Source organism: Mucilaginibacter pocheonensis (genome assembly GCF_031456535.1).
GTDB classification, from domain to species: Bacteria; Bacteroidota; Bacteroidia; order Sphingobacteriales; family Sphingobacteriaceae; genus Mucilaginibacter; species Mucilaginibacter pocheonensis.
Map to the genome: position 1 here is coordinate 920,170 of NZ_JAVDUU010000002.1, position 13,642 is coordinate 933,811.

Annotated in this window: 12 protein-coding genes; 7 read left to right on the top strand and 5 right to left on the bottom strand. The window is 42.3% G+C overall.

The features are described from left to right. Nucleotides 1-236: 236 nt before the first annotated feature. Complete coding sequence (locus tag J2W55_RS10905) at nucleotides 237-656, top strand: response regulator (protein WP_310095533.1); 420 nt, start codon at nucleotides 237-239, stop codon at nucleotides 654-656. Here the strand turns inward: J2W55_RS10905 and J2W55_RS10910 are convergent. After that, nucleotides 650-1,420 carry an MBL fold metallo-hydrolase gene (locus J2W55_RS10910; protein WP_310095535.1) on the bottom strand — a complete coding sequence of 257 codons (771 nt, stop codon included), beginning with the start codon at nucleotides 1,418-1,420 and terminating at the stop codon, nucleotides 650-652. The genes J2W55_RS10905 and J2W55_RS10910 overlap by 7 nt on opposite strands. A gap of 145 nt (nucleotides 1,421-1,565) precedes the next feature. On the opposite strand from J2W55_RS10910, the gene recJ reads away from it, so the two are divergent. From recJ to J2W55_RS10925, 3 genes are all read left to right on the top strand, one after another. Next, on the top strand, nucleotides 1,566-3,269 hold the full coding sequence (gene recJ, locus J2W55_RS10915) for a single-stranded-DNA-specific exonuclease RecJ (protein WP_310095536.1): 1,704 nt from the start codon (nucleotides 1,566-1,568) through the stop codon (nucleotides 3,267-3,269). Between the two features lie 52 nt (nucleotides 3,270-3,321). Next, the gene (gene lptB, locus J2W55_RS10920) at nucleotides 3,322-4,062 is read left to right on the top strand and encodes an LPS export ABC transporter ATP-binding protein (RefSeq protein WP_310095538.1); all 741 of its coding nucleotides are present in this window, start codon (nucleotides 3,322-3,324) and stop codon (nucleotides 4,060-4,062) included. A gap of 90 nt (nucleotides 4,063-4,152) precedes the next feature. Continuing rightward, nucleotides 4,153-5,673, top strand: coding sequence for a GH3 auxin-responsive promoter family protein (locus J2W55_RS10925; protein ID WP_310095540.1), 1,521 nt, complete (start codon nucleotides 4,153-4,155; stop codon nucleotides 5,671-5,673). 40 nt (nucleotides 5,674-5,713) lie between these two features. On the opposite strand, the gene J2W55_RS10930 is transcribed toward J2W55_RS10925, so the two are convergent. From J2W55_RS10930 to J2W55_RS10945, 4 genes are all read right to left on the bottom strand, one after another. After that, nucleotides 5,714-6,445, bottom strand: a complete 732-nt coding sequence (locus tag J2W55_RS10930) for an SDR family oxidoreductase (RefSeq protein ID WP_310095542.1) — start codon at nucleotides 6,443-6,445, stop codon at nucleotides 5,714-5,716. Nucleotides 6,446-6,561: 116 nt separating this feature from the next. Beyond that, complete coding sequence (gene dnaA, locus J2W55_RS10935; protein ID WP_310095544.1) at nucleotides 6,562-7,986, bottom strand: chromosomal replication initiator protein DnaA; 1,425 nt, start codon at nucleotides 7,984-7,986, stop codon at nucleotides 6,562-6,564. 442 nt (nucleotides 7,987-8,428) lie between these two features. Further along, nucleotides 8,429-9,976: an acyl-CoA mutase large subunit family protein gene (locus J2W55_RS10940; RefSeq protein ID WP_310095546.1), complete on the bottom strand. Its 1,548-nt coding sequence runs from the start codon at nucleotides 9,974-9,976 to the stop codon at nucleotides 8,429-8,431. Between the two features lie 4 nt (nucleotides 9,977-9,980). Beyond that, nucleotides 9,981-10,511 carry a DUF7935 family protein gene (locus J2W55_RS10945; protein ID WP_310095548.1) on the bottom strand — a complete coding sequence of 177 codons (531 nt, stop codon included), beginning with the start codon at nucleotides 10,509-10,511 and terminating at the stop codon, nucleotides 9,981-9,983. 93 nt (nucleotides 10,512-10,604) lie between these two features. Between J2W55_RS10945 and J2W55_RS10950 the strand changes: the two genes are divergently transcribed. The 3 genes from J2W55_RS10950 (at nucleotide 10,605) to J2W55_RS10960 (ending at nucleotide 13,612) form a co-directional block, all read left to right on the top strand. After that, nucleotides 10,605-10,952, top strand: coding sequence for a HesB/IscA family protein (locus tag J2W55_RS10950; RefSeq protein ID WP_310095550.1), 348 nt, complete (start codon nucleotides 10,605-10,607; stop codon nucleotides 10,950-10,952). A gap of 403 nt (nucleotides 10,953-11,355) precedes the next feature. Then, entirely contained in the window at nucleotides 11,356-12,132 is a 777-nt protein-coding gene (locus J2W55_RS10955) for a hypothetical protein (protein WP_310095552.1), read from the top strand. A gap of 241 nt (nucleotides 12,133-12,373) precedes the next feature. Further along, complete coding sequence (locus J2W55_RS10960) at nucleotides 12,374-13,612, top strand: ABC transporter permease (protein WP_310095554.1); 1,239 nt, start codon at nucleotides 12,374-12,376, stop codon at nucleotides 13,610-13,612. Nucleotides 13,613-13,642 lie beyond the last annotated feature (30 nt).

Here is a 13,642-nt window from a genome sequence, read left to right on the forward strand (position 1 = left end):
AGTCGTTTTGAACTATTAAGTAATGTTTTTACGAAAGAGTAAGGTTTGGTATGCTTTATTGTTATTATTTATCTAAAAGATAACAAGTACTAAAATAAATAATTTACTTTTTAGTTATTAATCCACGCAATCGAAATGATACTTATATCCGCAGTTTATAGGAACATAACTTTTTAATTTCTTAAAGCGTATAAGTATAATCTATTTTAACAAGTATATCTATTTGAAAATGCGTTATGACAATTAATATCAAGCCTGTTAGTGTATTATTGATTGACGATGATGAGATCAATAACTTCATTTCGATTAAGCTAATCAAGAAGGCTTTGCTCAATACGGAGATTATGGCCTGTTTAAACGGAAAATTTGCCATCGACCAATTGGCTGATATACAGCAGAAAGATCCAAGTAAGATGCCTGATTATATTCTGCTTGACATCAATATGCCTATCATGAACGGGTGGGAGTTTTTGGATGAGTTTAAGCGCCTTAATATTGATCCGTCGGGTAAAAGCAAAATATATATCATTTCGTCATCTGTATTCAGTAATGATATTAACAGGGCCAAATCATACCCGCTGGTGAAAGATTTTATATCAAAGCCGCTTAATGTCGAAAAAATAAAAGAACTTTTTGAGGTCGAAAGCCATTATTGAGCCGGTTCAACCTTAAAATGATCGCCGTCACGTAAAACCTTACCTATTGCAAATGATTTTGAGTGATAAAACAGGCAAAGCCATCCTTCTGATGCTGCCTGTTTTCCATATTCTTCACGTAACTGCATTGCCTTACGCCCGTCCATATCATATTTAGCTATAAATTTTCTGATCAGTTGTTCCGGTTCAGGCAGTTCATCGCCTCCAAAAAACACTTTTTCCCCTTCCATATCTATCCGGAATACCTGGTGATAAGGACAATGGCCTCCCGAGAGTTCATAACTGATACCCCGCTGCAGTTGGCCGCTGCCTTCAACAAAGGTTATGTCGGCACTGCGTAGCGCCTCAAATATCTCTTTGTGATATGATGATGACCGGCCCGCAAGCCCGGTTTCCCATTCCTGGCGTTGTATCACATGCCTTGCCTGCGGAAAACTGGGCTCCAGTTTCCCGTTGCGCTCCACTACCAGGCCACCTGAATGATCATAATGCAGGTGCGACATCAATACCAGGGATACCTCATCGGGGTCAAAACCGGCATTGCGTATGTTTTGATGTAACAGCAATTCATCGCGCGTGTCTTTAAAACCAAGTCCTGTGTCCAGTACAATCAAGTCATTATCTGTTTTAATCAGGAAAGGGTTAACATGAATGAATAACGAACCCGGACGGTCTTTTACACTATCGGTTTGAGGGTCAAAGGGAATAAATTTCTTGGTTGCATCAACCGAATATGAGCCCTCACCTAACGCGAAAATTTCCATAGAATATTAAATTTTAGTATCAAGTAGCGGGTATCAGGCGGCAAGACGATCGTCTTTTTTATAAAGTCTTCAAAAATCTTGATACTTGATACTCGCTACTTGATACTAACTATAACTATATTTACTGTTTTTAAGCTACAAAGATATGAATAAACGTTGGGCGGTAAAGGATAATGCTGACGATGACGTGGTCAGAAAATTAGCTGCCGACCTTAATATTGATACTGTTTTAAGTACACTGCTGGTTCACAGGGGGATACGCACCTTTGAGGAAGCACGTTACTTTTTTAGGCCCGACCAACGGCACCTGCATGATCCCTTCTTGATGAAGGACATGGAGAAAGCTATTGAACGCATTGAAGATGCAATGGCAGCCGGCGAAAAAATACTGATATATGGCGACTATGATGTAGATGGTACAACTGCCGTAGCTACTGTATATGGTTTTTTTAGCGAACGTTATCAAAAACTGGAATATTACATACCCGACCGTTATAAAGAAGGCTATGGTATATCAACCCAGGGCATTGATTATGCGGCCGAAAATGACTTTACCCTAATTATAGCGCTTGACTGCGGCATTAAATCGGTTGATAAAATTGAATACGCCAATACCAGGGGAGTTGATTTTATCATTTGCGACCACCACTTGCCAGGTGCTGAGCTGCCTGCCGCTGTAGCTGTGCTTGACCCAAAGCGTAATGATTGCGAGTATCCCTATAAAGAACTTTCGGGTTGTGGCATTGGCTTTAAGCTGATACAGGCTTATTCAGAAAAATATGAGATCCCTTTTGAGGCCGTTGCCCGTTTTCTTGACCTGGTAGCCATCAGCATATCATGCGATATTGTACATATAACCGGCGAAAACCGGGTATTGGCCTACTTCGGTTTGCAAAAAATAAACGAGAGTCCTTGCATCGGTGTGAAAACTTTGATGGAGGTAGCCGGGCGATCAGGCCCTTACACTATATCTGACGTGGTATTTTTGCTGGGGCCACGCATTAATGCGGCCGGCCGTATTGATGACGCCAAACATGCAGTTGAATTGCTCATTGCATGCGATGAGCATATTGCCAAAGAAAAAGGCCTGATGATCAATACCCGCAATACAGAGCGCAAGGGCCATGACCTGGATATTACCGGCGAGGCTTTAAGCATGATTGAGAATGATGAGTTGATGATAGCGCGAAAATCAACCGTGGTTTTTAATGAAAACTGGCACAAAGGGGTTATTGGTATAGTGGCATCGCGCCTCACCGAAAAATATTACCGGCCAACTATTGTACTTACCCGCTCAAACGGCCATGTGGCGGGTTCTGCGCGCTCTGTTTTGGGTTACGATCTTTACGAGGCCCTTTGCGAATGTAAAGATCTGCTTATTCAGTTTGGCGGGCATAAATATGCTGCCGGTTTAACCATGGCGCCCGAAAATGTAGAAGCATTTAAAAACCGCTTTGAAGAAGTGGTAAGCGCTACAATTATGCCTGAACAATTGATACAGCAAATACAAATTGACGCCGAATTGCGTTTAAGCCAGATAGAAGCAAAGTTTTTCAGGATATTGAACCAGTTTGCGCCATTTGGGCCCGAAAACATGTCGCCGGTTTTCATGAGTAAAAATGTGTATGTTAGCGGCAATGCGGGGTTGGTAGGCGCGGCGCATATAAAAATGGCCGTGATACAGGATGGTTCGGCGGCATTTGATTGTATCGCCTTTAATCACGGCGAATACCTGCCCGAGTTGAAACCGGGTGTGCCATTTGATATTTGTTACAGTATTGAAGAAAACGTATGGCGCGAAAGGCGCACCATACAATTGAATATAAAAGGGATAAGAATAGGCGATTAGTAAGCAATACATAAACGCGTGATTCTGAGGAACGAAGCTCAGACAAAAAATAATGATTTTAAGAGCAGAAAATTTAGTAAAGAAATATAAACAGCGTACAGTTGTTAACGATGTATCGTTTAATGTTGCCCAGGGCGAAATAGTAGGTTTGCTGGGGCCAAATGGCGCCGGTAAAACCACCTCCTTTTATATGATAGTAGGGCTGATAAAGCCAAACGAGGGCGTTATTTTTTTGGATGATAAGGACATTACCGGCGATCCGATGTACCGCAGGGCGCAAAAAGGCATCGGCTACCTGGCACAGGAGGCTTCGGTGTTCCGCAAGCTTTCGGTAGAGGATAATATCAAGGCGGTGCTGGAGATGGGGAAAATGTCTAAAGAACGGCAACGTGAAAAACTGGAAGAACTTATTGATGAATTCAGTTTACATAAAGTACGTAAAAACCGGGGCGACTTATTATCAGGGGGGGAGCGCAGGCGTACCGAAATTGCCCGCGCTTTGGCTGCCGAACCAAATTTTATTTTACTGGATGAACCCTTTGCTGGCGTTGACCCTATTGCGGTTGAAGAAATACAGGCTATGGTGGCCAAATTACGGCACCGCAACATAGGCATCCTGATTACTGACCATAACGTACAGGAAACATTATCTATTACTGACCGCGCTTACCTGCTTTTTGAGGGCAAGATACTGGAATCGGGTGTGCCCGAAATACTGGCCGAAAACGAAATGGTGCGCAAAGTATACCTTGGTTCGAACTTTGTTTTGAAAAGAAAAGTATTCCCGCAGTAATCAGAAAAACAATAATAGGTTGACAGCGCTTTATGATTAACTAAATTTTTCATATCTTGATCATAACGCTAACCACGCCAATAAAAACCTATGACGATCTTCAACTCCGTATTTACCTGGTTCATGAAAAAGCGAATCCATCAGATAGAGCTTTTTATGAAATACCCCAATGAGGTGCAGGAAGAATGGTTTGAGCAACTGATATCCGGCGCCGAAAGCACCGAATGGGGCAGAAAATATCAATATAAAAGTATTGAGAACCTGAACCAGTTTAAGGAGCGCGTTCCCATTCAAAACTATGATACGCTTAAACCCTATATTGAGCGTATGCTCCTGGGCGAAAAAAATGTGCTTTGGCCGTCAGAGATCCGCTGGTTTGCTAAATCATCGGGCACAACTAACGATAGAAGCAAGTTTATCCCTGTTAGCGAGGAAGCCCTGGAGGAATGCCATTTTAAAGGTGGTAAGGACCTGCTAACCATTTATTTTAACAACAGACCCAACGCCCGCATGTTCACGGGTAAAATATTAACACTTGGCGGCAGTCACCAGGTGAGCCAGTTAAGCGCCGAAACATCATTTGGTGACCTTTCTGCAGTGATCATGAAAAACCTGCCCCTGTGGGCCGAGTTTCACCGTACCCCCGACCTGGATATAGCCCTGCTTGAAAATTTTGAAGAAAAAATTGAGAAAATAGCCTACGCTACCAAAGATGTGAATGTAACCAGCATCAGCGGGGTGCCTACCTGGAACCTTGTATTATTTAAACGTATACTGGAAATTACAGGTAAAAAAAATCTGCTCGAAGTATGGCCAAACCTGGAGATGTATTTTCATGGAGCGGTTAATTTTACCCCATATCGTGAGCAGTTTAAGAATTTAATTCCCAGCGACGAAATGTATTACCTGGAGAATTATAATGCATCTGAGGGTTTCTTTGGCATACAGGACACAAAAGAGCCCGGGGATATGCTGCTGATGCTGGATTATGGCATATTTTATGAGTTTTTGCCTCTGGAACACCTGCATGACGAGAATCCCACCACGCTTACGCTCGACGAAGTGGAGCTGGATAAAAACTACGCCCTTATTATTACTACCAATGCGGGGCTTTGGCGATATATGATAGGCGACACCATCAAGTTTTCGTCCTTATCGCCCTTTCGCATACAGGTTACCGGGCGTACCAAGCATTTTATCAATGCTTTTGGCGAAGAAGTGATCATTGACAATGCCGAGCGTGCCCTGGAAGAGGCCTGTCATCAAACAGGGGCCATCATCAGGGAATATACCGCGGCCCCCGTTTATTTTAACGGCGACCAATGCGGCGCGCATGAGTGGATCATTGAATTTGAAAAAAAACCTGCCGAGTTTGAGCGCTTTGTTGATCTGCTCGATGAAACCCTGCGTCGTATAAATTCCGACTATGACGCGAAGCGTTTTAAAGACCTTGCCTTGCGCCGCCCCATTGTACGCCGTGCGCCCGAGGGTACTTTCTTTAACTGGATGAAAGAGAAAGGTAAATTGGGCGGTCAGCATAAAGTACCCCGCCTGGCCAATAACCGGGAATATGTGGATGCAATTTTAAAAATCATGGAGCCGGTGGGGTAACCAAACTCAGAAAAATATGGATTAGGAGATAATAAGTAGCTTAAAAAACTCCGCCGCCTGCGCCAATGTTTTGTCCGGTGATCCAACGACCGGCATGGCTTGCTAAAAACAAAGCTACTTCGGCCACATCTTCCGGATCACCAATACGTTTAAGGGGCGACATATCAGTAGCCACCTGCCTGTCGCGCTCCGGTAGCAGGTCGGTATCGGTAAAGCCTGGCGAAAGGGCATTAACCGTGATTTTTCTATTGCCAAGTTCTCGCGAAAGCACGCGCACAAATTGCTCAACGGCGCCTTTGCTGCCTAAATAAAGCGACGTTTCAGAAAAAAACATTTTGGTGCCTCCTGTTGAGGTAACTATGATACGGCCATTATCACGTATCCTTTTTGCAGCCTCCTGCAAAATAAAAAAAACGCCTTTGGTATTGGTATTAAATATACGGTCGTAATCTTCTTCGCTGCAATTGGCCAATGGTTTTACTATGGCATCGGCTGCATTGGCAATCACAATATCTATATTGCCGAATGCTTGTTCTGTTTCATCAAACAATCGTTTAATTTCCCCGGGCTTTGAAACATCGGCCTGGATGGCGATGGCCCTGCCGCCTTTTTCATTTATGCTGGCAGCCAGCAGGTCGGCCTCGTTTTTACTTTTAATATAATTGATCACTACTGCCGCTCCTTCATCGGCCAGTTTGAGTGCCATGGCCTTGCCAATACCGCGGGAGGCCCCGGTGACCAATGCTGTTTTGTTTGTTAATAAGCTATTCATAGGTGATGATTAAATAGTTCAAAATGAGAAGAATTTTCTTTTTGAGCAAACTTATTCCAACAAAAAACCCCGCATACATTGTACGCAGGGCTCATAGTAATATGATAATAGGTCTGTTAAGACATTTTGAGCTTTTTCTGAATGTCGGCAACGTAACCTTTAAATTTCTTATCGGTATCAATAAGGTCCTCAACGGTTTGGCAAGCGTAAATTACGGTAGAGTGGTCGCGGCCGCCAAAAAAGTGGCCAATTGATTTTAGTGAGCTTTTGGTATGCGCCTTAGCCAGGTACATTGAAATTTGACGGGCTTGTACAATTTCGCGTTTACGGGTTTGTGACTTTACCATTTCAATAGGCACCTCAAAGTATTCGCAAACCAAGCTCTGGATATATTCCATCGAAATTTCTTTAGATGAATTTTTCACAAAGTTTTTCAGCATCTGCTTCGCCAGGTTCAGGTCTATCTCCTTGCGGTTAAGGGTTGACTGTGCCAGCAATGATACCATTGCGCCTTCCAGCTCACGTACATTGTTATCAATGTTATGCGCTACGTACTCAATTACATCATTTGAAAGCTCAATGCCGTCCTGGTATATCTTATTTTTAAGTATAGCCATGCGGGTTTCCAGATCAGGGATCTGCAGATCGGCCGAAAGGCCCCATTTAAATCTCGAAAGCAGGCGTTCCTCTAAACCGGCAAGGTCTTTAGGCGCTTTATCTGACGTTATGATCAGTTGCTTGCCCGACTGGTGCAGATGATTGAAAATATGGAAAAAGAAATCCTGTGTTTTTTCTTTACCGGCAAAGTTGTGCACATCATCCATGATCAGCACGTCAATAGCCTGGTAAAAGTTCACAAAATCATTGATGTTATTGTGTTTAAGCGCGTCAACAAATTGTTGGGTAAACTTTTCACACGATACATAAAGTACCAGTTTATCGGGCAGGGAGCGTTTTATTTCGTTACCGATTGCCTGGGCCAGGTGGGTTTTACCCAAACCTACGCCGCCATATATCATCAGCGGATTAAATGATGTGCCACCGGGTTTTGCAGCAACAGCATAACCTGCGGAGCGGGCCAAACGGTTACAATCACCTTCAACAAAGTTTTCAAAGGTGTAGTTTCTGTTTAGCTGCGGATCAACATTTAATTTTTTTAGCCCGGGTATCACAAAAGGGTTTTTGATATCCTTATTGATTGATATGGGGATCGGCATTGACTGATTTTTTGACTCGGCACCATTTCCGTTCGACGGCATATTCGTTGTGTATGGTTTAGTTGATGATTGCTCAACAACTATATTATACTCTAAACGTCCTTCGTCGCCTAATTGTTTTTTTATTGTCTTGCGCAGTAAACCTACATAGTGCTCTTCAAGCCATTCGTAGAAGAATAAACTTGGTACTTGTATCGTTAAGACGCTTCCTTCCATACGTAAAGCTTTTATTGGCTCAAACCAAGTTTTAAAGCTTTGTGCTGGTATGTTATCTTTTATGATCTGGAGGCAGCTATTCCAAACGTTAGTACAAGTTTTTTCCATATATATATTAGTAAAATATTGATTTCCAACCCCCAGCGAAACATCTTTTGGGCTTGCTACGGAACATCGAATATTGCCAAAAAAACCTAATAAAAAAATTAAATTTTCACTTTTTTAACAAATAAATTTATGATATAATAATCTGTTTTATTATGAAAAATCCGCATAAAATATTATATTTCACGGTAAAAATGACAATTATTATTCTATTAAGGCCAATTGATATAAACCGATCAATTTACTAAAAAATTAGGGTAAATAGCAGAGTTTTAATAATTTATTATACAGCTTTGCTGCCGCAATTGTTGGGCCAATAACACATTATATCTACCGTTAAAAATTAAAGCTATGGTATACTGCCAGATAAAGTTTTAACGGGATATTTTGGTCTATAATTCCTGTGATCTTTAACGTAATTAAAGCTACAGTTTATACGTCATTTTTAATATTCTCCAAAAACATTTCGCAGGGTATCTGCAATTTCGCCCAGGGTGGCGTAATGTTCAACAGCGGTAAGTATAAAGGGCATTAAGTTCTGCTGGCCTTTTGCCGCTTCGTGCAGTTGCTGCAGGCTTGTGGCTACAGCCGGGTTGTTTCTGGTGTTTTTTAGCGCGGCTATTTTTGCAGTCTGTGTTTTACGGATAGCGTCATCAACCCTGAAAACGTTTGTCGCTGCGTCTTCTTGTTGTGTAAAGCGGTTTACGCCTACCAGTATCTTTTCGCCGCTTTCAATTTCGTTTTGATATTGATAAGCCGCTGCTGCTATTTCCTGTTGTATATAATCCTGTTCAATAGCTTTAACAGCGCCGCCCATGGCATCAATCTTATCTATATATAATTGTGCGGCAGCCTCAACTTCATTGGTAAGGGTTTCAATAAAGTAAGAGCCCGCCAACGGATCAACCGTATCGGTTACGCCGCTTTCAAAAGCGATGATCTGCTGTGTACGCAGGGCAATTTTGGCCGCAGCCTCTGTGGGCAATGACAGCGCTTCATCATATCCATTGGTATGTAATGATTGTGTGCCGCCCAGTACAGCCGCCAAAGCCTGGTTACTTACCCGTATAATATTATTAAGCGGTTGCTGTGCGGTTAAGGTAGAACCGCCTGTTTGGGTATGGAAGCGCAGTTTTTGAGCGCCGGCGTCTGTTGCGCCAAGTTGTTTGGTGATATTGGCCCACATACGGCGGGCTGCCCTGAATTTGGCTATTTCCTCAAAAAAGTTGTTATGGCAGTTAAAAAAGAAAGATAGCCTTTTGGCAAATACGTTTATATCGAGCCCCTTATTGAGCGCCGCTTTTAAATAAGCTTTACCGTTGGCAAGTGTAAATGCCAGTTCCTGCACTGCGGTTGAACCCGCTTCGCGTATATGATAGCCTGAAATAGAAATGGTATTCCACTTGGGAACTTCCGTACTGCAATATTCAAAAACATCGGTTATGAGCCTCATGGATGGGGCCGGCGGATATATATAGGTACCACGGGCGGCATACTCCTTTAATATATCATTTTGTACCGTGCCCGAAATTTGCTTCAGGTCGGCTCCCTGTTTTTTGGCCAGTGCTATATACATAGCCAGCAAAATAGGCGCCGTGGCGTTAATGGTCATGGAGGTAGTTATATCCCCGAGGGATATGCCATCAAACAGTATCTCCATATCCTTTAACGAATCTATGGCCACGCCTACTTTGCCTACTTCGCCTTCGGAGAGTTCATGGTCTGAGTCATAGCCAATTTGTGTTGGCAGGTCAAAAGCTACAGACAAGCCGGTGGTTCCCTGGCTTAACAGGTAATGATAGCGCTTATTTGATTCTTCGGCTGTTGAAAACCCCGCGTACTGCCGCATTGTCCAGGCTTTACCGCGATACATATCTTTTTGTATGCCGCGAGTAAAAGGAAATTCGCCCGGCAGCTCGTTCATTGATGAGGGCTGGGTGTAAACCTCCTTTATTTCGATACCCGATGTAGTGGTGAACTTTTTTGGGGCCATGGCATTAAAATAATTCTTCTATATCCTGCCTTACCAGGCCGGTGGCTATTTCGTACGGGTCCTGCTCCAACTGGTTCAAATGAATCAAAATGGTTTTGCTTATATCCATGCCTGTGGCGTCATTAGGCATGGCTTTTATAGTGTTATTTACCATGGTTAAGGTATCTTCCTTTACCCGTTTAACTACGTTCCAAACACGGCTGCTTACGTATATCTGCTGAGTAATATTATGCTGAAACTCGTTGCGTATTTCGGTAACCACCATAAGTTGCAGTTCGGCCGCTGATAAACCCGAAACATTCAGGCGAACCAGCATATTGGCCGGGTTTATCCGTTCAATAAATAATATTATCCGCTCATAAGCCTGTAAACGAAGGGGCAATGTTTGGCTGCTGATGCTTTTTTTCAGTTCAAGTAATTGTATTTGATCCGCTCTGTCCAAATAGGGTTTAAACAGGTACAGGGCAACCCATACAACGCCAATGCCGGCAACGGTATATTTTAAAATATCAAGTAAATAAGGTAACGTTTGCATGGTTCATTAAAATGTTAAGCAGAGGTCATAAAATACCGGTTGCAGCAAAAATCCACATTTTACCTTATATTTGTATAGTTAAATAAAAATAAGATGAGTACTGCTGTTGAAATTGCACCGGTATCCTTTACACAAGGAGCCGTTAAAGAACTTTTTAAATTGAAGGATCAGCAAGAAATAGGTGACGACTTTGGCTTGCGTGTTGGTGTTGAAGGTGGTGGCTGCTCGGGCATGAACTACATTTTGGGTTTTGACCAGAAAAAGGACGGCGACCAGGAGTATTATATTGACGGAATAAAGGTATTTATGCATAAGGCCCACGGTTTATATTTGATGGGTATGCAAATTGATTTTCAGGATGGCCTGAACGCTCGCGGATTTACCTTTAACAACCCTAATGCCGCCAGCACCTGTGGTTGCGGCACATCGTTTTCGGTATAATTACAAGTAATAATATATAAGTTTTAAAAGGACAGCCGCAAGCTGTCCTTTTTGTTTTATCCTCTCCCTTTCTTTTTATTGCTGAGCTTAAAGGCTAACCCGTATAGCTAATAATACCGCTTGTCTATTAATTCAATTTGTATAAGCTTACCACCTTGCCATGATGTAGCTACAGGAAACTCGTGTAAATGGCATCAATAAATAATTGATTTTTAGATATATTTTGTTTAAATTTATTATACCAATACATAAAACTAATATTATGAGAAAGGCTCCCCCATAACCTTTTTACCGCCCCTCTCATTGACGTTTTTTTACTTACCCGGTAACAAGATGGTATGCAGACGCCAATAAACCTCATTTGCCCGAAAACGAGTCGAGATCACTATTAAACTTAAACAAAATGAAAAAGAACATAATAGTCGCAGTTTTGCTCATCATGATAATGGCAGGCTGCAAACCATCTAAAAACACACCTACCCAATCAGGTGTATATAAATTGGAAAAGCAAATGCTTAGTGGCGGCGGGAGGGATACAGTTTATGCAAGAACACAAATGAAGATATATACCAACAACCATTTTATGTATGCTGCTATGGCGCCTGATTCTTCCGTTGGTTTCGGTGTGGGCTCTTATAAACAGGATTCTGTTAATAAGATTACTGAACAAAATATTTATAGCAGCCGTATGCTTGATTCATCCCAAACTTTTAATCTGATTATCACCAGAACCGATACCGGGTATACCCAGGTTATTCCCAATATGACAAGGGTGCGTAATGTGCCTTATAAACTGACTGAGAATTACACTAAAGTGGCTTTAACGGATACCTCTGCTTTGGATGGCTTATGGAAAATGGACGCGTTTTATACCGTAACGGGAAAAGATACTATAAAACAAACGCCAACCCAATACAAAATTTTCTGGGGCGGGCATTTTATGTTCGTACACCGGTATCCTATCAATAAAGAGGGCACCAAGTTTAAAAATGGGTTCGGGTATGGTGTATTCAGTTTAAAGGATGATGTCCTTAGCGAAGAGGATGAAATATCAAATCACCCTCAATTATTGCATAAAAAATTTGCCATCAAGATCACCTTTAAAGGTAATAACGAATATTCGCAGGTAATAACCGATTCAGCCGGGAAGTCAATAGAAATTTACAAGCGTTTGGAATAAGGGGCTTATTAAGCCTTGTTTGCGCAAAAAACCAGAGCCGCATTCTATTCAACAGGGGTAGAACGCGGCTCTGATTTTTTAGCGGACTGTTTTTAGGGCCATGTGCCAAATGGCTCTCGCATTTCACAGCCATATCAGTATTAAAACGGATCAAAAAACAGAATCTATTATATTATAGTCTGCCTGTAACAAATTGATATAGTGCACAGTCAAAATCACAAAGTTTTTATAATTTTATACCATGCCGGTTAAAACCTCCTATAAGGAAAACATCTCAATAGCATTACAATCAATAGCCGGCAACAGGCTCCGCACGTCGCTTACTTCATTAATTATTGCTATCGGCATTATGGCGCTGGTTGGTATTTTAACGGCTATTGAGGGGATACGCCAATTTACCAATGACGCTTTTGCCGATCTGGGGGCCAATTCATTTACCATCCAAAACCGGGGCGAAGGGCTTAATTTTGGCAACGGGGGCCACCGCAAAATGTATCCCCCAATTACCTATGACCAGGCCGAGCGCTTTAAGAAAACTTTTAAACTGCCGGTAATAACAGCCATTAATCTGGACGTTACCGGTACAGCGGTGGCTAAGTACGGCAATCAAAAAACAAATCCTAACATTTCTATTTCGGGTTCAAACGAACATTACCTGGCAACCAGCGGTAAAAAACTTGCCTTCGGGCGTAATTTTTCGTCATCGGAACTTGAGCACGGGGCCAATGTGGTACTTATAGGAGATGAAATAAAAACAAAACTTTTTAAAAACGAAGATCCGGTTACCAAATCCCTGTTTATCGGTAATAATAAATACCGTATAGTTGGTGTAATCGCGTCAAAGGGTTCAAGCTCTTTTGGGGGCGACAAATTTTGTATTATCCCTATACTTAAGGCCAAACAGATAGACACTGCAAAAAATGCCTCGTTCACGCTAACCGTTAAGGTTAATGGACCCGGCGCTTTGGATGCGTCAATTGGCGAAGCCACGTCGCTGTTCAGGAATGTAAGAGGGCTTAATATTGCCAATTCCGATAATTTTGAAATAACCCGCAGCGACTCTGTACAGCAGGAACTTTCAAGCCAGCTGCTGGGTATTACCGTTGCAGGATTTGCAATAGGTATCATCACTTTAATAGGGGCTGCAATTGGTCTTATGAACATCATGCTGGTATCAGTTACCGAACGTACACGTGAGATAGGAGTGCGTAAAGCTATCGGCGCAACGCCGGCGGTAATACGCAAGCAGTTTTTAATAGAGGCTATTGTAATATGCCTTATTGGGGGTGCCGCAGGCATAATACTGGGTATGGCCGCGGGTAATCTGATAGCTGTTCAAATTAGCGGGGCGTTTGTTGTACCCTGGGCCTGGCTTATTTTTGCTGTACTGTTATGTACATTTATTGGGTTGATATCGGGCTATTACCCCGCTAAAAAAGCCGCAAGGCTTGACCCGGTTGAAGCTCTGAGATACGAATAAGCTATATTATTAGGGACTATGTGATGTGAG